Origin of the sequence: Micromonospora sp. WMMD998 (assembly GCF_029581235.1) — a bacterium.
Taxonomy (GTDB): domain Bacteria; phylum Actinomycetota; class Actinomycetes; order Mycobacteriales; family Micromonosporaceae; genus Micromonospora.
On record NZ_CP120740.1, the window covers coordinates 5,548,974 to 5,569,793 of the forward strand.

Sequence of the window (20,820 nt, forward strand, 5' to 3'; positions counted from 1 at the left end):
GGGCGGCGGGCGGTGTCGTCAGCCGGCTGGGCGGCGGGTGTCGGCACCGTCCAGGTAGGCCAGCACGGCCAGCACCCGCCGGTTGTCGTCGCCGGACGGCGGCATCCGCAACTTGCTGAAGATGTTGTTGATGTGCTTGTCGACGGCCTTCGCGGTGACGAAGAGCCGGGCGGCGATGGCCGCGTTCGACCGGCCCTCGGCCATCAGCCCGAGCACCTCCCGCTCGCGCGCGGTCAGCTCACCGAGCGGCTCGGCGCCGGCCCGGCGGGCCAGCAGTTGGGCGACCACCTCCGGGTCCATCACCGTGCCGCCGGCCGCGACCCGGCGCACCGCGTCGACGAACTGATCCACGTGCGACACCCGGTCCTTGAGCAGGTAGCCGACCCCGCCACGCCGGTCGGCGAGCAGCTCCCGCGCGTAGAGCTGCTCGACGTGCTGGGACAGCACGAGCACCGGCAGCCCGGGCAGCTCGACGCGGGCCCGCACGGCCGCCTGCAACCCCTCGTCGGTGAACGTCGGCGGCAGTCGTACGTCGATCACCGCGACGTCCGGCCGGTGCGTGGTCAACGCGGGCAGCACCGACGGTCCGTTGTCGACGGCCGCCACCACCCGGCAGCCGAACGCCTCCAGGATCCGGGTCAGCCCGTCCCGGAGGAGGGCGAGATCCTCGGCGATGACAACTCGCACGGCAGCTCCATGCTGATGACGGTGGGCCCGCCTGTCGGACTGGTCACCGTCATCGTGCCATCGAACGCGGCCAGGCGGCGGCCCGTACCGGCCAACCCCCCGCCCGCCGCCGGCGTCGCCCCGCCCCGGCCGTCGTCGCCGACCACCATGGTCAGCCGCCCGGCGGTGTACCGCAGCTCCACCCACGCCCGGGTCGCCCCGCTGTGCTTGCCCACGTTCGCCAGCGCCTCGGCGACCGCGAAGTATGCCGCCGACTCGACCGGGGCCGCCGGCCGGCCCGGCAGGTCGACGGTGACCTCCACCGGCAGTGGCACGGCGAGCGCCAGTGCCCGTACCGCGCCCGGAAGGCCGCGTTCGGCGAGCACCGGCGGGTGGATGCCGCGGACCAGGCCGCGCAGCTCGGCGAGGGCCTGGCCACTTGTCTCCCGGGCCTCGGCGAGCAACCGGCGGACCGCCGCCGGGTCGTCGCCCACCAACTGCTCGGCCATGCCGATGCTCATGCTCAACGCGACCAGCCGGGCCTGCGCGCCGTCGTGCAGGTCCCGTTCGATCCGGCGCAGCTCGGCGGCCTGCGCGTCCACCGCCTCGGCCCGGGTGACGGTGAGCTGCCGCACCCGCAGCGCCAACTCGGCGCCGCGGGTCGGCGGCAGGAAGAGGCCCGCGAACCGTACGTGCAACCAGACCAGCCAACGCCCGGCGGCCACGCCGGCGATCAGCAGCAGCGCGCCGGTCGGGAAGCAGAGCAGGGCCTGGAGGGTGTTGTCGATCGGCCAGAACGGGCCGTAGCCGTACCAGAGGCCGGCGGTGTGCAGCACCATCGGCAACCCGACCAGCCCTTCCAGGCCGTACGCCGGCAGGGCGAACGCGACCAGGCAGACCGCGCCGGTGATCGTGCCCGGAAGCAGCCAGGCCAGGTCCCGCCAGGTCGCCGGGTCGGACACCACCCAGCGGAACCGGCGCCAGGTGCCGAACCGCGCGTCGTCCGGCGCCGGGAGGTAGGGCGTGGCCAACTCCACGCCGCCCCAGCGGGCCAGCCGGCGGTGCAGCCCGGTGCAGAGCCGGACCCCGGCGGTGACCACCGGGAAGAGCGCGAAACCGACACCGAAGACCGGGATCAGGCCCAGCGCGACCACGGACAGCACGAACAGCGCCACGTGCGTGCCGAGCGACAGCAGCGCGATCAGCAGCCCCTGGACGACGGTGATCACGCCGGGCCGCAACCAGACCCGGAGCCGTACACGTGCCGAAGCGTCCACGAACGTCATTCTCCGGCACGGCCGCCCGGTTTCCGGTGGTGCTGGCACCACCCGAGGAGGCGGGTCGGCACCCCTGACCGCGGGCCCGCCGGTTCGCAGGATCGAGGGAGCCCCGCGGTCCGTGCCGGGCGACGAGCGAGAGGAAACCCTGATGTCCCCGCACCGTACGGCCGGCCTACCGGCCGGCCGCCGTGGCAAGTATGCCGTTCTCGTCCTCTGGTTGGTGCTGCTCTCGGTCGCCGGCCCACTCGCGGTTAAGCTGGGCGAGGCACAGGACAACTCGACGCTCGGCGCGCTGCCGGCCGGCGTCGAGAGCAGTCGGGCGGCGCAGCGGGTCGAGGCCGCGTTCCCCGACTCCCGACGGCAACTGGCCATCGCCGTGTACGTCCGCGACGGCGGCCTCACCGACGCCGACCGGGCCCGGGCCGACGCCGACCGGGCCGCCTTCGCCGGGTACGCCGAGGGGGGCGTGGTGTCCCCGCCGGTGCCGAGCGTGGACGGCCGGGCGCTTCTCTTCTCCCTCCCGGTGAGCCTCGACGAGGATCGGCGCGCCGACGCGGTCAGCGCCATGAAGGAGCGACTGGCCGATGACGTGCCGTCGGGTCTGCGGACGGCGCTGACCGGCGACGCAGCCGCCGAGAGCGATGTCTGGGACGCGTTCGAGGGGATGGACGGCACGTTGTTGCTGGCCACCGCCGTCACCGTCGCCCTCCTCCTGCTGATCACCTACCGCAGTCCGGTGCTGTGGCTGGTGCCGCTGATCGCGGTGGGCGTCGCCAACCAGCTCGCCGGCGCCACCGTCTACCTGTTGGCGCGGCACGCCGGGCTGGCCGTGGACTTCCAGAGTCAGACCATCCTGACCGTGCTCGTCTTCGGTGTCGGGGTGGACTACGCCCTGCTGCTCATCGCCCGCTACCGGGAGGAGCTGCGCCGACACGCCGACCGGCACGCCGCGATGGCGACGGCGCTGCGCCGCTCGTACGGCGCGATCTGCGCCTCCGCGGCGACGGTCGCGCTCGGCCTGCTCTGCCTGCTCGCCGCGGACCTGCCGGCGACCCGCGGGCTGGGCCCGGTCGGCGCGGTCGGCATCGTCGCCGCGCTGCTCGCGATGACCACGCTGCTGCCGGCGCTCCTGGTGCTGCTCGGCCGGTGGCTGTTCTGGCCGTTCGTGCCCCGGTACGCCCCCGGCGTGGACGCCGACGACCGCGCCGCCGACCACGGGGTGTGGCGGCGGATCGCCGGTCCGGTCGGCCGCCGGCCACGGCTGGTCTGGGTGGGCACCACTGCCGCCCTGCTCGTGCTGACGCTCGGCATCGGCAACCTCAGCCTCGGCTTGCCCGACGACGAGTCCTTCACCACCGAGGTCGGCTCGGTCACCGGGCAGCGGCTGGTCGCCGACCACTACCCGGGCGGGTCGGCCGCGCCGGTCGAGGTGCTGGCCGCCGCCGACGCGGCGGACCGGGTGGTGGCCGCCGCCGGCACGGTGCCGGGCGTCTCCGACGTCACCGAGCCGCAGCGGTCCGCCGACGGTCGCTGGGTACGCGTCACCGCGGTCCTCACCGACGCGCCGGACAGCGCCGCGGCCCGGGACACGGTGACCCGGCTGCGGAATGCCGTGCACGCCGTACCCGGTGCGGAGGCGCTCGTCGGCGGGCGGACCGCGATGCTGCTCGACGAGCGACGCACGGTGGACCGGGACAACCGGATGATCATCCCGCTGGTGCTCGCCGTGGTCCTGGTGATCCTGGTGCTCCTGCTCCGGGCGCTTGTCGCGCCGCTGCTGCTGATGGCCAGCGTGATCCTCACGTACGCGGCGGCGATGGGCGCGGCCGGGCTGCTGCTCGGGGCGATGGGCCACCCGCACCTGTTCGTCGGGATTCCCCTGCAGGCGTTCCTGTTCCTGGTCGCCCTCGGCGTGGACTACACGATCTTCCTGATGACCCGGGCCCGGGAGGAGACCGCGCTGATCGGGCACCGGCCCGGGGTGCTGCGGGCGCTGACCGTCACCGGCGGTGTGATCACCAGCGCCGGCGTCGTGCTGGCGGCCACCTTCGGGGCCCTGCTGGTGCTGCCGCTGGTGCCGTCGGTGCAGACGGGGGTGATCGTGGCGGTCGGCATCCTGCTCGACACGTTCCTGGTGCGCAGCCTGCTGATCCCGGCGCTGACCCTGGACCTGGGCGCCCGCACCTGGTGGCCGGGCCGACTCGCCCACCGCCCGGCCGGGCGTAAGGAGGGGGCCCCGCTTAACGCCTCCGGTAGAGAAAGGGCCCCCGCTTAACACGTCGCTGTCGGTGCACCAGCGCCGTCCGCCCGGAGCGCCACGACCTCGTCCTCGGGAGGAGGGGCGCGCTCGGGGGCGGGCGGACGGCGCGTCCGGGCGCGGGCGGTGGCGTCGGCGGACGGCGCGGGCGGGTGGCGTCGGCGGACGGCGTCGGCGGGTGGAGCGTTCGGCGTCGTCAGCCGGCGAGCAGGGCGGCCATCCGCTCTGCCTGCGTCTCCCAGCGCCACTCCCGCTCGACCCAGGCGCGTCCGGCCGCGCCGAGCTGACGGGCCAGGTCCCGGTCGGCGAGCAGGGTCGACACCCGGTCGGCGAGCTGGGCGACGTCCCGGCCGGGGACGACGTACCCGGTCTCGCCCTCGCGGACCGCGTCCGGCGCACCGCCGGAGTCGCCCGCCACCACCGGCAGCCCGGTCGCGCTCGCCTCCAGGTAGACGATGCCGAGGCCCTCCACGTCCAGGCCGCGGTTGCGGGTGCGGCAGGGCATCGCGTAGACGTCGCCGGCCGCGTAGTGCGCGGGCAGTTCGGCCGTCGGCACCGAACCGGTGAACACGACGTCCCGCTCCACCCCGGCCTGCCGGGCCAGCTTCGCGAGCGTCGCCCGGTAGGGTCCGCCGCCGACCACCAGCAGCGCGGCGTCCGGCACCCGCCGGCGGATCCGGGGTAACGCCCGGATCAGCGCGTCCTGCCCCTTCCGCGGCACCAGCCGTGACACGCACACCACCACCGGCCGGTCGGTGAGCCCGAGACGCGCCCGGACCCCCTCGCCGTCGACGTCGGGATGGTAGGTCTCCACGTCGACGCCGGGCGCGAGCCGACGCAGCTCGGTCAACCCGTCCAGGACGCGGGCCAGCCGGACCCGGGTGTACTCACCGAGGTAGGTGGTGACGTCGACACCCCGGCCGATCCGGCGCAGCGCCGTCCGCGCCCCGGGCAGCGCGGCCCACCCGACCTCGTGGCCGTGGGTGAGGGCCACCGCCCGTCGGATCCCGGCCCGCCGGCGCAGCCCCGGCGCCAGCAGCCCCAGCGGGGCTGCCGCGCCGAACCAGACCGTGTCGCAGTCGTACGCCCGGGCCAGCCGGGCCGCCCGGTGAGCCACCAACGGCGTGGGCAGCAGCACCCGGGTGCGTTCCCGGACCACCTCGAACGGCTGGTCGGCGTCGAACTTCTCCGCCCCCCGCCAGCTCGACGCGTAGACCACCACCGAGCCGGGAGGCTGCCGCACCGCGAGGTTGTGCACGAAGGACTGGATGCCACCGGGGCGCGGCGGGAAGTCGTTGGTGACCAGCAAGGTGCGGCTCATCGACCGTGCTCCCTGGCGTAGGCGCGGGCGGCGGCCATCCGCTCCACCGTGGACGGGTGGGTGGCCGACCACAGGTGTTCCCAGCGCGGCGGGTCGGGGTCGCCCAGGTTCACCCCGGCCAGCCGGCGCTGCATCGCCTCGAAGGTCGCCGGGTCGCCGGTGAGCGCCAGCGCGTGCGCGTCGGCCCGTGCCTCGACCCGGCGGGAGACCAGGGCCTGCACCGGGGTGGCGAGCAGGCCGGCGACCGTGACCAGCACGATCAACAGCGGGAACGCCCGCGGTTGGGCGATCGAGTCGACGCCGGCCAGGCGCAGCAGCGGCGTCCAGGAGCCGACCAGGTAGAGCGCCACCACGGCGGCGGCGGCGCCGAGCGCGCCGATCAGGGTGGCGGTCCACACGTCCCGGTCCTTGGCGTGCCCCAGCTCGTGCGCGACCACGCTCGTCACCTCCGCCGGCTCGGCCTCGCGCAGCAGGGTGTCGTAGACCACCACCCGCCGGGTCGGCCCGAGCCCGGAGACGTAGGCGTTCACCGCCCGGGTCCGCCGGGACGCGTCGGCGACCAGCACGTCGCGGACCGGGACGCCGTCCCGGGCGGCCATCGCGGTCAGCTCCGTGCGCAGCGGGCCGGGCTCCATCGGGGTGAACCTGTTGAACACCGGCTCGACCAGCACCGGCAGCACGAACGACAGGACCACCACCAGGGCGGCGGCGCCGGCCGCGCCGAACGCCCACCACCAGCGGGGGGTGAGCCGGGCCACCGAGTAGAAGCCGAGCAGCACGAGCGCGCCGAGGACCGCGCTGACCGCGTACGACTTGAGCAGGTCGACGGTCCAGCCGCCCCAGCCCTGGGTGCTCAGCCCGTAGCGCACCAGCACGGTGTGCCGCCAGGCCGAGAACGGAAGCGTGAGCAGGTCGGCGAGGAACACGACGCCCAGCCCGCCGAGCACCGCCTGGGCGACCCAGTGCCCGCCGAAGGGCCGACCGGCCAACTCGACCAGACGCCCGCCCAGCGGGGTGAGCCCGAGCAGCAGCGCCACCACCAGCCCGAGCACGAGCGCCGACCAGCCGGCGGGGCGCAGCGCGCCGTGGAACGCCCGGCCGCGGGTCACCTGCTCGACGGGGAGCGCCCGAAGCGCGGCGAGCTGGTCGGCGCGGGGCGCCGGCGGCCGGCTCCACGGCACCAGCAGCGCCACGGCCACGACCAGCGCCACCGCCAGCCCGGCCAGGGTCAGCAGCGCCCAGCCACGCGGGGTCACCGCCCCACCCCGCCGTCGCGACCCGTCCGCGTCATGCCGCTCCCCTCCCGCTGTGACCGCCCATCCTATTGCCCGCTCCCGGCGAAGGGCCGCGGTGCCCGAGCGGACCCGACGGCGGACGGAGCGGCGCGCACGTGGGCGGGCTCAGGCCACCCGGCGGCGGGCGGCGCGGCGGGGTGCGGATGCGGAGGCGGCCGTCGGTGGCAGCACCTCCACGTCGAAGCCGGCACGGGCGAAGACCTCGATCGCGCGGTGCTCGGCCGGACCCAGGTCGGCCGCCGACGAGTCGGGGTCGAGCAGCGCGGTGACCAGGCAGCCGGAGCAGCCGGCTCCGCGGTTGCCGCAGCCGTCGCAGTCGATGAGCATGAACGCCTCCTGACGCGGTCGCCGGTGGCGCTCGGGGAAGAGACCACCACCGTCGGTCACCGAAAGGCTAAGCGGAGGGTACGACAGAACCGGACAACGAGGCAGCAGCCACCAGGAAAACGATCATCCAGCCACCACTACGCCGAAGTGGCGCGATCAGACCGCCCTCGACCCCACCACTTCGCCGAAACGGAGGCGATCACGAGCCTGGAGGCGATCATGAGCATGGAGGCGATCAGGGGCCACGCGGAAGCGCAGGAACACGAGCGTGCGCCCGCGTGCGACGGCCCGGTGGCGCGACGCGGGTCAGGACCGGGCGAGCCGCCGCACCAGGGAGTCGGCACCCAGCGGGTACGCGCCGTGCCGGCGTACCCCGTCGGCGACCTCGCGGTCCGAGGAGACCACCACCACCGGCCGGCCCGCCGGCTCGGCGCGGACCAGCCGGCGGATCAACTCGTCCGCGGTCTCGCCCTTGCGGGAGAAGAGCACCCGTACGCCGCGCGGCGCCGGCGGCAGCCCGTGGATCCGCTCGGCGCCGTCGAAGACCACGGTGACCTCGTCCCCGGTCTGCGCGGCGATCCCGCCCAGCCCGGTGATCAACCGCTTGCGCTGCTGTTCCAGCGACATGTCGCCGAAGCCGCGTTTGGTCACGTTGTAGCCGTCCACCACCAGGTGCGCCCGGGGCAGGGCGAGGAGCTGGTCCAGGCGGGCCGGGTCGTCGGTGTCGCGGGCCCGCGTCGACGCGCCGGCCGGCGCGACCCCCGGCTGGTCGGCGTAGGCGTCGGCCACGAAGTCCGCCGGAAGGGTGTCCACCGGATCCAGGGCCAGCTCCCGGCGTAGCCCGACGGCCGCCTGGCCGATCGTCTCCAGCAGCAGCCACAGCCGGGCGTCGTCGACCGAGCGGGCCTCCTTGGCGCTGGCCCGGGCCACCCCGGCCGCGGCCTCCGCCTCGGCCAGCCGGGCCCGGGCGCGGCGCAGCTCGGCGTCCGCGTCGGCCGCCGCGCGGGCCGCCCGGCCCCGCTCGGTGGCCGCCATCTCGGTGGCCTTGCGCTCCCGGGCCTGGGTCTCCCGCAGGGTACGGGCCAACTGGCGGGCCTCCTCGCGGAGCTGCCCCAGCTCCTCCCGGACCCGGGCCAGCTCGTCGCGGAGCTTCTCGGCCTCGACCCGGGCCACCGCCCGATCGTGCTCGGCCCGGCTGGCCCGCTGCTCGGCCTCCCGGACCAGCTCGGCCACGACCGCGCTGTCCGCCTCGGCCCGCACCGCCTCGCCGCTGGCCTCGATCAGCTCCCGCCAGCCCCGCGGCCGGGCCAGGTAGGCCAGGGCGGCCACCTCGACCGGGTCGGCGGCGGCCGGCGCGGTGCCCTCCACCACCGCCGCCCCGAGGTCACCGGCGTCGGCCAGCACCCGGGCGGTGACCCGCTGCCGGAACAGCGGATCGGCGGTGAGCTGGGCGGCGATCACCGGGGCGCCGAGCCGGGCGCGACGGTTCGGCGCGAACTTGGCGACCCGCCGCAGCGGCACCGGCACCTCGTCGGCGGGCAGCCCGGGCAGCACCGCGGCGGTCAACGTGACGATCCGCTGCCGAACCGGCTCGGGAAGGGTGGGCTCGGGCTCCACGGCCGACGCGTCCTCACCGGCCTCGGGCACGCCGGCCACCGGCTCCGCCGCGGAGGAGCGGTCGTCGTGCGGCTCGGCGAGGGGCATGTGGCAAGTCTCCCACCCCGAACGGGCCCACCGCCCGGTGAGTGAGCCGATCTCTCATCGTACCCCCGTGGTAACGGTGGGGGCGCAGTGACGGGAGTGTCGGACCGTGCCGTTACCGTCCCGCGGGTGACGGGTGCGGAGTACGTCCAGGAGGCGCTGGCCGGTCTGGACCGGGGGGCGGGCAGCGGGGTCGACCCGGCGCTGCCGCTCTACGCGACCACCTTCGTGGTGGTCGACCTGGAGACCACGGGCGGCGCGCCGGACGGCGGCGGGATCACCGAGATCGGCGCCGTGAAGGTCCGCGGCGGCGAGGAGCTGGGCGTGCTCGCCACGCTCGTCAACCCGGGTGTGCCGATCCCGCCGTTCATCACCGTGCTGACCGGGATCACCCAGGCCATGCTGCTGCCCGCCCCGCCGATCGAGCAGGTGCTGCCGAGCTTCCTGGAGTTTCTCACCGACGCCGTGCTGGTCGCCCACAACGCTCCCTACGACGTGGGCTTCCTCAAGGCCGCCTGCGCCCGGCACGGCTACCGCTGGCCCAACCCGCGGGTGCTGGACACCGCCGCGCTGGCCCGGCGGGTGCTGACCCGCGACGAGGTGCCCAACCGCAAGCTGGGCACGCTCGCCGCCTACTTCCGCACCGCCACCCAGCCCACCCACCGGGCGCTCGACGACGCCAAGGCCACCGTCGACGTGCTGCACGGGCTGATCGGCCGCCTGGGCGGGCACCGGGTCGACACCGTCGGCGAGGCGATCGAGTTCGCCCGCGCGGTCACCCTGACCCAGCGCCGCAAGCGGCACCTCGCCGACGGGCTGCCGAAGGTGCCGGGCGTCTACATCTTCCGGGCCGCCGACGACCGCCCGCTCTACGTCGGCACGTCCGTCGACATCGCCACCCGGGTACGCAGCTATTTCACCGCCGCCGAGAAGCGGGCCCGGATCTCCGAGATGCTCGCCGCCGCCGAGCGGGTGGAGGCGGTCGAGTGCGCCCACTCGCTGGAGGCCGAGGTCCGCGAGCTGCGGCTGATCGCCGCGCACGCCCCGCCGTACAATCGCCGGTCGAAACATCCGGAGCGCCAGGTCTGGTTGAAGCTCACCGACGAGGCGTACCCCCGGCTGTCGGTCGTGCGTGACCTCGGGCCCACCGACGTGGCCTACCTCGGCCCGTTCCGCTCGAAGCAGGCCGCCGAGCTGGCCGCCGCCGGCTTCCACGACGCGGTGCCGCTGCGGCAGTGCACCCACCGGCTCTCCCGCCGCACCACCATGCCGGCCTGCGCGCTGGCCGAGCTGGGTCGCTGCCCGGCGCCCTGCGAGCACCGGATCACCCCGGAGGAGTACGAGCTCCGGGCCGCCGCCCCGTTCCGCACCGCCACCCGGGACGATCCCGCGGTGGTGGTCGACGCCCTGCTCGCCCGGATCGAGGTGCTCGCCGCCGCCCACCGCTACGAGGAGGCGGCGGTGGTCCGCGCCCGGCTGGCCGCGGTGCTGCGGGCGGCGGTCCGGATGCAGCGCCTGGCCGCGCTGACCGGGATCGCCGAGCTGGCCGCCGCCCGGCCGGCCGCCCGGGGCGGCTGGGAGCTGGCCCTGGTCCGGCACGGTCGGCTGGCCGGGGCCGGGGTGTCCCCGCCGGGTGTCCACCCGCGACCGACCATCACGGCGATCCGGGCCACCGCCGAGACCGTGCTGCCCGGGCACGGTCCGGTGCCGGCCGCCACCGCCGAGGAGACCGAACGGATCCTGTCCTGGTTGGAGCGGCCGGAGACCCGCCTGGTCGAGACGACCGCCGGATGGGCCTCGCCGGTGGCCGGTGCGGGGCGCTTCCGCGACCTGCTGGCCAAGGCCGAGAACGGCGGATCCCACAAACTCTCGACCGAACGCTCATGACCAAGTGACCGATCGGACTACCTCCGCTCCCTTACTCTGTTAAAGAAGTGCAGACCTGCCCGATTTCGCGGGCCGGGGTGAGGAGGTGTCCCAGGTGGACGTCGACGCCGGACACGGCGCCGCCCTGGGCGGCTCCCTTCCGACCCAGGGAGAGCTGCCGCTCACCCGCCGGTTGCGCTCGCTGCTCGCCTGGCCCGTCGCCGACAGCGACCCGGTCACCGCCCTGGTCCGCGCGCACCGTGGCATCCACGCCAGCGCCGACGCCTCGGTGCTGCGCCGGGCGTACACGATCGCCGACAACATGCACCGCGGTCAGTTCCGCAAGAGCGGCGAGCCCTACATCACCCACCCGTTCGCGGTGGCACAGATCTGCGCCGACCTCGGCATGGACACCACCACCCTGGTCGCCGCGCTGCTGCACGACACCGTGGAGGACACCCGCTACACGCTCCAGGCGCTCCAGGAGGACTTCGGCCGCGAGGTGGCGCACCTGGTCGACGGGGTGACCAAGTTCGACAAGGCGTTCTACGGCACGGCCGCCGAGGCGGAGACCGTCCGCAAGATGATCGTGGCGGCGGGCAAGGACGTGCGGGTGCTCGTCATCAAGCTCGCCGACCGGCTGCACAACATGCGCACGCTCGGGGTGCGCTCCGCCGCCTCCCGGGAGCGGATCGCCCGCAAGACCCTGGAGGTGCTGGTCCCGCTCTGCGACCGGCTGGGCATCCAGACCCTCAAACGCGAGCTGGACGACGTGGTGCTGCTGCACCTGCGGCCCGAGGAGCACGCGCGGATCGCCCGGTTCGTGCACGACCGGCCGGGCTGGGACGCCTACCTGGCCGACGTGGTGGCCCGCACCCGGGTGGCGCTGCGTCGCAGCCGGGTGGACGCCGAGGTCTCCCCCCGCCCGCGGCACCTCTACTCGATCTGGAAGGACACCGTCGCCGGCGACCACACCGCCCCGTTCGACCTGCCCCGCATCGCCATCGTGGTGGACGGCCCGCCGACCGACTGCTATGCCGCGCTGGGCGCCGTGCACGGGCTCTGGCGTCCCGTGCCGGGCCGCTTCAAGGACTTCATCGCCTCCCCGAAGAACAACCTCTACCGGTCGCTGCACACGAGCGTCTGCGGCCCGCAGGACCGCACGGTGGAGGTGCTGATCCGCACCACCGAGATGCACCGCTCCGCGGAATACGGCGTGGCCGCGCACTACCGCTTCCCGGCGGCGGCGGACCGGGCCGCCGCCCGGGCGGACGAGCTGGCCTGGCTGCGCCGGGTGCTCGACTGGGAGCAGGGGACCGTCGACCCGACCCAGTTCATGGCGTCGCTGCGCTGCGACCTGGCCGAGGCGCAGATCCAGGTGGTCGCCGACGGCCGGCAGGTCGTGCTGCCGGCCGGCGCCACGCCGGTCGACCTCGCGTACGAGTTGGGCACCGAACGCGGCGACCACTGCCTCGCCGCCCGGATCAACGGCCGGCTGGCCCCGCTCTCCTCCGAGCTGGAGGAGGGCGACGTGGTGGAGATCTTCACCGAGAGCGACGCGGAGAGCGGCTTCGAGGCCGACGCGGCGCCACGCGGGCCGCGCCGGGAGTGGCTGGGCTTCGTCAAGTCGCCGCACGCGCAGATGCAGATCAACAGGTGGTTCGCCGAGCACACCGAGCCGGGCATCTCGATCGCCGACAAGGTCCGCCTCGGCCGGGCCTCGATCGGCCTGGCGCTGCGTACGCACAACCGGGGCCTCGCCAGCGACCTGCCGCTGCTGCGGCTCTCCGAGGAGCTGGGTTATCCCGACCTGGAGACGCTGCTGGTGGCCGTCTTCGACCGCTCGGTCGAGCCCGACACGGTGGTCCGGCAGCTGATCGACCTGGTCGACCACAGGCAGTGACACGAGGGGCATTCACCCGCCCCGCCCCGCCGGCCACTAGCCTGGACGGCATGATCCCCCGCGCGCGTGCCACCGGACGGGCCTTCGGCTACCGGGTTTTCTACCGGCTCCCGGTCCCGCTGCGGCGGCGGCTGGTCCGGCTGGCCGTCCCGAAATACATCGTGGGCGCGGTCACGCTGGTCCGGGACACCGAGGCCGGCGGCGCGGGGCGGATCCTGCTGCTGCGCCAGCCGCCCGGCCACAGCTGGAGCCTGCCGGCCGGCCTGCTGCAACGCAGTGAGGCGCCGGTGGCCGGCGCCGCCCGGGAGCTGCACGAGGAGTCCGGCATCCGGCTCTCCCCCGACCTGCTCCGGCCGGCCGTGCCGAACGCCGTGGTGCACGCCAAGGGCTGGGTCGACATGGTCTTCGAGGCGGAGGTGCCGGCGTCGCGCACCGCGCTGGCGGTGGACGGGGCGGAGGTCCTCGAGGCCGCCTGGCACCCGCTGGACGACCTCCCCCGGCTCAGCCGCGCCACCGCCAACCTGCTCGCCCACTACGGCATCGGCCCGCGCGCCGGCGAGGTCCCGCCGGCGACGCCACCGGCCACGTGACCGGCCCGCGCGCGAACGCCACGCGGCCGACGGCGCATGCCCCCACCGCCGGTCGCGAGCCGACGACCGGAAACGACCCGGCGACCGGCAGCGGGCCGGCGTCGGGCGTCGGGGTGTGCGCGGTGGTGCTGGCGGCCGGCGAGGGCACCCGGCTGCGACCGCTGACCGAGCGGGTGCCGAAGGCGCTCTGCCCGGTCGGGAACGTGCCGCTGCTCGACCGGGCGCTGGCCCGGCTGGCGGGGCTCGGGCTGACCGGCCCGGACCGGGTGGCGGTGAACGCCTGTCACCTGGGCGGTCAGGTGGTCGAGCGGGTCGGTGACCGGGCCCACCTGTCGGTCGAGCCGGGCGATCCGCTGGGCACCGCGGGCGGCGTGGGCCGGCTGCGGGACTGGATCGCGGGGCGGGGCGTGCTTGTCGGCAACGCCGACGCGTACCTCGCCGACCCGGCGGCCCCGCCCGGCGCGGACGTGGCCGCGCTGCTCGACGGCTGGGACGGGCGGAGCGTACGCCTGCTCGGTCAGCCGGCGGACGACCCGGACGCCCCCGGCACCTTCGCCGGCCACCGCTTCGTCGGGTTCTCGCTGTTGCCCTGGCGGCTGGTCCGCGACCTGCCGCCGGAGTTCGGTGATCTGGTCCGGGCGGTGTGGCGGCCGGCGGAGGCGGCCGGCGCGCTGACCGTGGTCTCCTACCGGGGGACGTTCTACGACACCGGCACGCCGGCCGACTACCTGGCCGCGAACCTGCACGCCGCCGGCCCGGACGGGCTTGTCGACCCGGCCGCGACGGTGGACGGGCCGGTCACCCGCTCGGTGGTCGGCGCGGGCGCGCGGGTGCACGGCACGGTGGACCGGTCGGTGATCTGGCCGGGTGCGACAGTCGCCGCCGGGGAACGCCTCGACGGTGTGATCCGGGCCGGCGCCGACCTGACCGTCCCGGCCGCGCGGTGACCGCACCGCACTAGCATGGGCCTCGTCGCCGACGAACGGAGAAACGTCCCGTGATCACCGCGATCGTGCTGATCGACTGCGCCACCGACTCCATTCCCGAGGTGGCCGAGAACCTGGCCAACCTGCCCGGCGTCAGCGAGGTCTACTCGGTGGCCGGGCACGTCGACCTGATCGCCATGGTCCGGGTCCGCGAGTTCGAGCAGATCGCCCAGGTCATCGCCGGCAGCATCTCCAAGGTGCCCGGCGTGCTGAACACCGAGTCGCACATCGCGTTCCGCGCCTACTCGCAGCACGACCTGGAGGCGGCGTTCGCGATCGGGCTCGAAAACACCGACTGACGCGCGGGTGGCCGGTCCGCCCGGGTGCGGGCGGACCGGCCACCGTCGGCCGTCGCGGCTGGTCAGCTCTGCGCGGGCGCCGGGGTCTCCGTGGTGCCCGGAGCGGGCTCCTCGGTCCCGGTGCCGCCCGGAGCCGGCGACTCGGTGCCGCCCGTCCCCGGCGACTCGGTGCCGCCCGGGCTGGGCGTGCCGCTGCCGCTGGTCTGCGGCACCGGGACGCCCAGGGTCTGGGCCAGGGCCACCAGCGCGTCGTAGTGCGCCTGAAGGACCGGCAGCGCATCCTGGGCGATCTGCACCACGGACTGCTCGGAGCCCTGTGAGATCTCGGTCTGGGTGGCCTGGATCGCCTGGACGTGGCCGGCGAGCTGGGCGGTCACCCACGCCTTGTCGAACTGGGCCCCGTTGAGGCCGTTCAGCTTGTCGAGGACCTTCTGCTGGTCGGCCGTCGGGTCCGCCGGCAACTGCACGTTGAGCTGCTGGGCGGTCGACTTCACGGTCTGGTCCAGCTGGGTGTGGTCCGTGACGAACATCTTGCCCAGGTCCTTGACCTGCTGGTTGCGGCCCTTCTGCTCGGCCAGGTTACCGGCGGTGATCTCGAACAGGTTGACCTGGTGCAACGCCTGCAGATACTGGGTGTCCTGCGTCGACGGCTGCGCCGCCGCCTGCGTCGCGGCGGCCGGCGCCAGTCCCACCACCACCAGCGCGGCCAGCAGGCCCAGGCGTTTGATTCCCCACATACGTTCCTCCCCCATGAGACGTCGGACCGCACGGATACCCGGCTGACCGGGGTTATTCCTGCGATTCCACCCGTCCGGGGCGGGGGCGGTGGGCGCGCGAGGTGTCGGACGGGGGCTCCGACCGGCCGGAAACGGGACGTGGCGCCCGCCGGAGGACTCCGGCGGGCGCCACGGTCAGTCGTACCCGGAAGGTCAGCGTCGGCTCTCGCCGCTGCTGATCTCCTCCCGCTCTCCCCGGGGCTCGACCGGGGGGTGACCCGGCGAGACGGGCGCCTCGGCCGGCTTCTCGATCGGGTAGAAGAAGCCCCGGATCGCCGGCCCGAGGGCGCCGAGCCGGTTCATCTTCTTCGGCACCACCCAGCCGGCGTAGTCGAGCGCCGGCGCGTGGCCGTCGTGCCCGTCGGCCGACGTGAGCGGCTGGTGGACCTCGACGAACCGGCCGTCGGGCAGCCGCTTGATGATGCCGGTCTCCACGCCGTGGGCCAGCACCTCCCGGTCGTGCTGCTGCAGACCCAGGCAGAGCCGGTAGGTGACGTAGTAGGCGAGCGGCGGCACCACGAGCAGGCCGACCCGACCGGCCCACGTCATCGCGTTCAAACTGATGTGGAACTTGTCGGCGATCACGTCGTTGGCGCCGGAGAGCGTCAGCACCACGTAGAAGGCGACCGCCATGGCGCCGACCGCGGTCCGTGCCGGCACGTCCCGGGGGCGCTGGAGCAGGTTGTGGTGCCGGTAGTCCTTGAGGCGGCGTGCCTCCAGGAACGGGTACATCGTCGACAGGCCCACCAGGACGCCGGGGAGCACGACCGTCGGCCAGAACAACGGCGGGATGACGTACCCGTCGCCGATCGGAATGCTGATCTCCCAACCCGGCATGAGTCGGGTCGAGCCGTCGAGGAACATGACGTACCAGTCGGGCTGGCTGGCCGCCGAGACCACCCACGCCTCGTACGGGCCGAAGTACCAGATCGGGTTGATCTGGAACAGGCCGCCCATCAGCGCGATCACGCCGAAGACGACCATGAAGAAGCCGCCCTGCTTGAGCGCGTAGCGCGGGAACATCCGCTCGCCGACCACGTTGGCGTTGGTCCGGCCGGGGCCGGGCCACTGGGTGTGCTTCTGCTTGAACACCAGGCCCAGGTGCACGCTGATCAGCGCCACCAGCAGACCCGGGATGAGCAGCACGTGGGCGATGAAGAAGCGGCTGATGATGATGGTGCCGGGGAACTCCCCGCCGAAGATCGACGAGCTGACCCAGGACCCGATCACCGGGATCGACAGGATGATGCCGGAGGCGATCCGCAGACCGGTGCCGGACAGGCCGTCGTCCGGCAGCGAGTAGCCGGTGAAGCCGGCCAGGAAGCCGACCCAGAACAGCAGCGAGCCGATGATCCAGTTGGTCTCACGCGGCTTGCGGAAGGCGCCGGTGAAGAAGACCCGGAGCATGTGGACCACGATCGCGGCCATGAACAGCAGCGCCGACCAGTGGTGCATCTGCCGCATGATCAAGCCACCCCGGACATCGAACGAGATGTCCAGGCTGGAGGCGTACGCGGCGGACATCGGGGTGCCCCGCAACGGCGCGTAGCTGCCGTCGTAGGTCACCTCGGTCATCGCCGGCTCGAAGAAGAAGGTCAGGAACACACCGGTCAGCAGCAGGACCACGAACGAGAAGAGCGCGATCTCGCCGAGCAGGAAGGACCAGTGGTCGGGGAAGACCTTGTTCAGCAGCTTGCGCAGCGGCGTGGCGACCTGGAAGCGGTCCTCCACCGCCCCGGCGGTCTTGGCCGGCAGCGCGGCCGCATCGAACTTTCGGCGCTTCATGGCCGCTCCCAGAAGTCGGGACCGATGGTCTCGGTGTAGTCGGACCTCGCCACGAAGAAGCCCTCCTCGTCCACCTCGATCGGCAACTGCGGCAGCGGCCGGTTCGCCGGGCCGAAGATCGGCTTGGCGTTGTCGGTGATGAGGAACTGGGACTGGTGGCAGGGGCAGAGCAGGCGGTTGGTCTGCTGCTCGTAGAGGCTCGCCGGGCATCCGGCGTGGGTGCAGATCTTGGAGTATGCGACGAAGTTGCCCCACATGAAGTCGCCGCGGCCCTTGCGCTCGTTGGCGGTGCGCGACTTCTGCGCGTCGTCCTCACGCAGGTGGATCAGCAGGGTCGGCGAGTCGGCGTGCTTGTTGCTGACCCCGCCCTCGATCCCCGGGAACACGGTGAGCTGGCCGCCGACGCTGACGTCCGCCGGGCGGATCGGACGGCCGTCCTCGCGGATCAGCCGGATCTTGGCACCGCCCTCGGCCGGCGCGAAGCCGGTGGTGAACATCTGGTTGTTCTTGTGCGGCTGCTCGATCAGGCCGCCGATCAGCGGCGCCGCGGCGACCGCGCCGACCGGCGCGAGGCCGGCGAGCAGCGAGATGCCGAGCAGCGGACGACGCTTCACACCCAGCTCGTCGGCCAGGTAGAGCATGGTCTCGCCGGTGATCTTGCGATCCTCCGGGTTGTCCGCCTGGTCGTGCCGGTCCTGGATCGAGACCTCCTTGGGCAGCAGCTTCTTGCCCCAGGTCAGGATGCCGAAGCCGATGCCGAGGAGAGCCAGGCCGAGGGTCAGGCCGAGCAGCGGGGTGTAGAGCTTGTCGCCGCCCCGGCCGGCCTCCCACTGCCACGGCCACCAGATGTAGATCACCAGGAAGGCGGTGGCGGCGACGCCGGTCAGCAGGAACATCAGGGCGACCGTACGGGTCAGCCGGCGCTCGGCCCGGCTGCCCGGGACCACCTGCTCCTCGTAGTGGACGATCTCGATGTCGTCCCGACGGGCGCCCTCCAGGACGACGTCGAACCGGGAGAGCCGGGGGTCGTTCACGTCGACCGGCTCCCGGCCCTGCGGGGCCTGGTGCTCGGTGTGGGTGCTCATGCCGTCACCTCGCTACGGGTGGCGCCGGTGGCCGGCACCAGGGCAATGATACAGACGTTCGGACGGGTCACGACTTACCCGCAATCCACAGGCTCGCGAAGACCAGCGCGACGATGCCGACCAGGAAGATCGCCAGGCCCTCGGTGGACGGGCCGTACCGGCCCAGGTTGAAACCGCCCTGGTCCTGGTCGTTCTTCAGCGTCTCCTGGATGTAGGCGATGATGTCCGCCTTCTCCGCCGGCGTGATCTGGTTGTCGCCGAACACCGGCATGTTCTGCGGGCCGCTCAGCATGGCGGCGTAGATCTGCCGGTCGCTGGCCGGCTTGAGGCTCGGCGCGTACTTGCCCGAGGAGAGGGCGCCGCCGCCACCGCCGAAGGCGTGGCACTGCGAGCAGTTGATCCGGAACAGCTCGCCGCCGGTGGACATGTTGGCGCCGTCACGCAGGTTGCCCGACGGCACCTGCGGGCCGCCGCCGAGCTCCTGGATGTACTGGCCGAGCTGGCGCACCTGCTCGTCGGTGAACTGCGGAGGCTTGCGCATGGCCTGGGCCTCCTGCCGGGCCATCGGCATGCGACCGCTGCCGACCTGGAACTCGACCGACGCCGACCCGACGCCGATCAGGCTCGGCCCCCGACCCTCGACGCCCTGGGCGTTGCGACCGTGACAGGTCACACAGCTCACGTCGAACAGCGCCTTGCCCTTGTTGGCGGCGGCGGTCAGGGGCGGGTTGTCCTGCGCCTGCACGCCCGGGGCGAAAACGGTGTAGGCGCCGCCGGCCAGCATCAGCGCGGCGGCCAGCCGGACCGCGGCACCCAGCCGGCGGCGGCCCCTGCTGCGCGCCACGGGCCGCCCGCGCAGTCGCGCGAGCAGACCGCGTCGGCGGTCGTTGTCAGAAGTCATGACCTGTGTCCTTAACCGGTTGGACCTTGTCTCAGGGGACGGAGCAGCGGCGCGGTTCGTGACGCGCCAAGATCACTGGAGCCAGTAGATCATGGCGTACAGCCCGATCCACACGACGTCGACGAAGTGCCAGTAGTAGGACACGACGATCGCCGAGGTGGCCTGGGCCGGGGTGAACCGGCCCATGGTGGTCCGGACCATGAAGATGATGAAGGCGATCAGACCGCCGGTCACGTGCAGACCGTGGAAGCCGGTGGTCAGGTAGAACATCGAGCCGTAACCGTCTTCGTTGATCTTGACGCCCTCGTGCACCAGGTTCCGGTACTCGTTCGCCTGACCGAGCACGAAGATCAGACCCATCACGAAGGTGATGGTGAACCACCGGCGCAGGGCGTGGACGTCGCCCTTCTCGGCCGCGAAGACACCGAGCTGGCAGGTCACCGAGGAGAGTACGAGGATCACCGTGAAGGTGGTCGCGTACGGGATGTTCAAGACCTCGGTGTGCTTCTCCCACTGCTCCGGCGCCGCCGCGCGGATCGAGAAGTACATCGCGAACAGCGCCGCGAAGAACATGAGTTCGCTGGAGAGCCAGACGATCGTCCCGACGCTGACCATGTTCGGCCGCGTCAGAGAGTGGATCCGGCTCTTGTCAATGGCTGGGGCCGCAGTCACGCGGTCATTATTGCCCTTGACCGGGACCGACGATCAGCGGGGTGGCAAACCCGCACCCACGGTGGCCCGATCGTGGTCGTCCGCTTCGCCTGACCTACGCTGAAAAGCGTGCTGCACGTCGATCAGATCCTGGCCGCCACCTCGGCGACCCTGGCCGCGGGAGGCGAAGCCGCCCCGCCGCCGTTCACGGTGGCCCGGGTGCTCACCGAGACGCGGCTGGAGAGCTGGCTCACCCTGGGCCTGGTGCTCGCCGCCGGGCTCTACCTCTACGGGGTGCACCGGCTGCGGCTGCGCGGCGACCGCTGGCCGGTGCTCCGGACGGTGGCGTTCCTCGGCCCCGGGCTGGGCGGCATCGCCCTGGTCACGGTCAGCGGGCTCGGCGCGTACGACACCGCTCTGCTCTCCGTGCACATGGTCCAGCACATGGTGCTGGCCATGGTCGCGCCGATCTTCCTGGCCCTCGGCGCCCCGGTGACGCTGGCGCTGCGCACGCTGCCGGTGCGCCCCCGCAAGCGGCTGCTCGCGGTCGTGCACAGCCGGGTGGCCCGGATCTACAGCTTCCCGCTTGTGGCGTTCGCCATCTTCGTGGCGAACCCGTTCGTGCTCTACTTCACCAGCCTCTACGAGTTCACCCTCCGGCACGAGTGGGCGCACGAGCTGGTGCACGCCCACTTCATCCTGACCGGCTGTGTCTTCTTCTGGCCGCTGCTCGGCCTGGACCCGCTGCCCGGCCGCTGGCCGTACCCGGCCCGCGCGCTGCTCATGCTGCTGTCCGTGCCGTTCCACACCGTGCTCGGGCTCACCATCATGCAGAGCGCCACCCTGCTCGGCGGCGACTGGTACCCGTCGCTGAGCCTGGCCTGGTCCGATCCTCGCAACGACCAAGTGGTCGCCGGCGGCATCCTCTGGGCCGGCGGCGAATTCGTCAGCGTCACCATGCTCGCCGTGCTGGTGATGCAGTGGATCAAGCAGTCCGAGCGCGAGGCCCGCAGGCTGGACCGCGAACTCGACCGCCAGGAGGCCCGCGAACGCGCCGCCGAGGCGAGCGCCGGGGCCGGGCCCACGGGCTGAATGTGACGCCCGCTACGATCAGCGGGCAGCTACGAGGTG

At 73.5% G+C, this 20,820-nt stretch carries 18 protein-coding genes; 7 read left to right on the forward strand and 11 right to left on the reverse strand.

Going from position 1 to position 20,820, the window contains the following annotated elements:
* Nucleotides 1–18 precede the first annotated feature (18 nt).
* Together O7619_RS24935 and O7619_RS24940 are read right to left on the reverse strand one after the other, a co-directional pair.
* Nucleotides 19–687, reverse strand: coding sequence for a response regulator transcription factor (locus O7619_RS24935; RefSeq protein WP_282283738.1), 669 nt, complete (start codon nucleotides 685–687; stop codon nucleotides 19–21).
* Complete coding sequence (locus tag O7619_RS24940) at nucleotides 639–1,943, reverse strand: sensor histidine kinase (RefSeq protein WP_282283739.1); 1,305 nt, start codon at nucleotides 1,941–1,943, stop codon at nucleotides 639–641. The genes O7619_RS24935 and O7619_RS24940 overlap by 49 nt, the downstream gene beginning before the upstream one ends.
* Nucleotides 1,944–2,094: 151 nt before the next feature.
* On the opposite strand from O7619_RS24940, the gene O7619_RS24945 reads away from it, so the two are divergent.
* Entirely contained in the window at nucleotides 2,095–4,221 is a 2,127-nt protein-coding gene (locus O7619_RS24945) for an MMPL family transporter (protein WP_282283740.1), read from the forward strand.
* Between the two features lie 178 nt (nucleotides 4,222–4,399).
* On the opposite strand, the gene O7619_RS24950 is transcribed toward O7619_RS24945, so the two are convergent.
* From O7619_RS24950 to O7619_RS24965, 4 genes are all read right to left on the reverse strand, one after another.
* Nucleotides 4,400–5,524, reverse strand: a complete 1,125-nt coding sequence (locus O7619_RS24950) for a glycosyltransferase family 4 protein (protein ID WP_282283742.1) — start codon at nucleotides 5,522–5,524, stop codon at nucleotides 4,400–4,402.
* Entirely contained in the window at nucleotides 5,521–6,780 is a 1,260-nt protein-coding gene (locus O7619_RS24955) for a M48 family metallopeptidase (RefSeq protein WP_282283744.1), read from the reverse strand. The genes O7619_RS24950 and O7619_RS24955 overlap by 4 nt, the downstream gene beginning before the upstream one ends.
* Nucleotides 6,781–6,924: 144 nt before the next feature.
* On the reverse strand, nucleotides 6,925–7,146 hold the full coding sequence (locus O7619_RS24960) for a hypothetical protein (RefSeq protein ID WP_282288938.1): 222 nt from the start codon (nucleotides 7,144–7,146) through the stop codon (nucleotides 6,925–6,927).
* Nucleotides 7,147–7,452: 306 nt separating this feature from the next.
* A complete protein-coding gene (locus O7619_RS24965) occupies nucleotides 7,453–8,850 on the reverse strand; it encodes an NYN domain-containing protein (RefSeq protein ID WP_282283746.1) in 1,398 nt (465 codons plus the stop codon).
* Between the two features lie 126 nt (nucleotides 8,851–8,976).
* Between O7619_RS24965 and O7619_RS24970 the strand changes: the two genes are divergently transcribed.
* The 5 genes from O7619_RS24970 to O7619_RS24990 all read left to right on the forward strand — a co-directional run bounded on the left by O7619_RS24970 (nucleotide 8,977) and on the right by O7619_RS24990 (nucleotide 14,491).
* Nucleotides 8,977–10,734 (forward strand): DEDD exonuclease domain-containing protein, encoded by a 1,758-nt coding sequence (locus O7619_RS24970; protein ID WP_282283747.1) that lies wholly within the window; start codon nucleotides 8,977–8,979, stop codon nucleotides 10,732–10,734.
* 94 nt (nucleotides 10,735–10,828) lie between these two features.
* Nucleotides 10,829–12,616 carry a RelA/SpoT family protein gene (locus O7619_RS24975; protein ID WP_282288939.1) on the forward strand — a complete coding sequence of 596 codons (1,788 nt, stop codon included), beginning with the start codon at nucleotides 10,829–10,831 and terminating at the stop codon, nucleotides 12,614–12,616.
* 50 nt (nucleotides 12,617–12,666) lie between these two features.
* On the forward strand, nucleotides 12,667–13,206 hold the full coding sequence (locus tag O7619_RS24980; protein WP_282283748.1) for an NUDIX domain-containing protein: 540 nt from the start codon (nucleotides 12,667–12,669) through the stop codon (nucleotides 13,204–13,206).
* Between the two features lie 122 nt (nucleotides 13,207–13,328).
* Nucleotides 13,329–14,153 (forward strand): sugar phosphate nucleotidyltransferase, encoded by an 825-nt coding sequence (locus O7619_RS24985; protein WP_282283749.1) that lies wholly within the window; start codon nucleotides 13,329–13,331, stop codon nucleotides 14,151–14,153.
* A gap of 50 nt (nucleotides 14,154–14,203) precedes the next feature.
* The gene (locus O7619_RS24990; RefSeq protein WP_281587382.1) at nucleotides 14,204–14,491 is read left to right on the forward strand and encodes an Lrp/AsnC ligand binding domain-containing protein; all 288 of its coding nucleotides are present in this window, start codon (nucleotides 14,204–14,206) and stop codon (nucleotides 14,489–14,491) included.
* Nucleotides 14,492–14,553: 62 nt separating this feature from the next.
* On the opposite strand, the gene O7619_RS24995 is transcribed toward O7619_RS24990, so the two are convergent.
* The 5 genes from O7619_RS24995 to O7619_RS25015 form a co-directional block, all read right to left on the reverse strand.
* Nucleotides 14,554–15,228, reverse strand: a complete 675-nt coding sequence (locus O7619_RS24995) for a DUF4142 domain-containing protein (RefSeq protein ID WP_282283751.1) — start codon at nucleotides 15,226–15,228, stop codon at nucleotides 14,554–14,556.
* A 192-nt stretch (nucleotides 15,229–15,420) separates the two neighbouring features.
* Complete coding sequence (locus O7619_RS25000; RefSeq protein WP_282283752.1) at nucleotides 15,421–17,052, reverse strand: ubiquinol-cytochrome c reductase cytochrome b subunit; 1,632 nt, start codon at nucleotides 17,050–17,052, stop codon at nucleotides 15,421–15,423.
* On the reverse strand, nucleotides 17,049–18,137 hold the full coding sequence (locus tag O7619_RS25005) for a Rieske 2Fe-2S domain-containing protein (protein WP_282283753.1): 1,089 nt from the start codon (nucleotides 18,135–18,137) through the stop codon (nucleotides 17,049–17,051). Before O7619_RS25005 ends, O7619_RS25000 begins: the two co-directional genes overlap by 4 nt.
* A gap of 67 nt (nucleotides 18,138–18,204) precedes the next feature.
* Nucleotides 18,205–19,038 carry a c-type cytochrome gene (locus O7619_RS25010; protein WP_282283755.1) on the reverse strand — a complete coding sequence of 278 codons (834 nt, stop codon included), beginning with the start codon at nucleotides 19,036–19,038 and terminating at the stop codon, nucleotides 18,205–18,207.
* Nucleotides 19,039–19,110: 72 nt separating this feature from the next.
* The gene (locus O7619_RS25015) at nucleotides 19,111–19,710 is read right to left on the reverse strand and encodes a heme-copper oxidase subunit III (protein WP_282283756.1); all 600 of its coding nucleotides are present in this window, start codon (nucleotides 19,708–19,710) and stop codon (nucleotides 19,111–19,113) included.
* A gap of 126 nt (nucleotides 19,711–19,836) precedes the next feature.
* Between O7619_RS25015 and O7619_RS25020 the strand changes: the two genes are divergently transcribed.
* Nucleotides 19,837–20,781, forward strand: a complete 945-nt coding sequence (locus O7619_RS25020; RefSeq protein WP_282288940.1) for a cytochrome c oxidase assembly protein — start codon at nucleotides 19,837–19,839, stop codon at nucleotides 20,779–20,781.
* The last annotated feature ends 39 nt before the right edge of the window (nucleotides 20,782–20,820 follow it).

Excerpts from the sequence above, each read along its gene's own strand:
- O7619_RS24945 (WP_282283740.1), top strand. The coding sequence starts at position 2,095 with ATGTCCCCGCACCGTACGGCCGGCCTACCGGCCGGCCGCCGTGGCAAG.
- O7619_RS25010 (WP_282283755.1), bottom strand. The coding sequence starts at position 19,038 with ATGACTTCTGACAACGACCGCCGACGCGGTCTGCTCGCGCGACTGCGC.
- O7619_RS24980 (WP_282283748.1), top strand. The coding sequence starts at position 12,667 with ATGATCCCCCGCGCGCGTGCCACCGGACGGGCCTTCGGCTACCGGGTT.
- O7619_RS24960 (WP_282288938.1), bottom strand. The coding sequence starts at position 7,146 with ATGCTCATCGACTGCGACGGCTGCGGCAACCGCGGAGCCGGCTGCTCC.
- O7619_RS24965 (WP_282283746.1), bottom strand. The coding sequence starts at position 8,850 with ATGCCCCTCGCCGAGCCGCACGACGACCGCTCCTCCGCGGCGGAGCCG.
- O7619_RS24995 (WP_282283751.1), bottom strand. The coding sequence starts at position 15,228 with ATGTGGGGAATCAAACGCCTGGGCCTGCTGGCCGCGCTGGTGGTGGTG.
- O7619_RS25000 (WP_282283752.1), bottom strand. The coding sequence starts at position 17,052 with ATGAAGCGCCGAAAGTTCGATGCGGCCGCGCTGCCGGCCAAGACCGCC.
- O7619_RS25005 (WP_282283753.1), bottom strand. The coding sequence starts at position 18,137 with ATGAGCACCCACACCGAGCACCAGGCCCCGCAGGGCCGGGAGCCGGTC.
- O7619_RS24950 (WP_282283742.1), bottom strand. The coding sequence starts at position 5,524 with ATGAGCCGCACCTTGCTGGTCACCAACGACTTCCCGCCGCGCCCCGGT.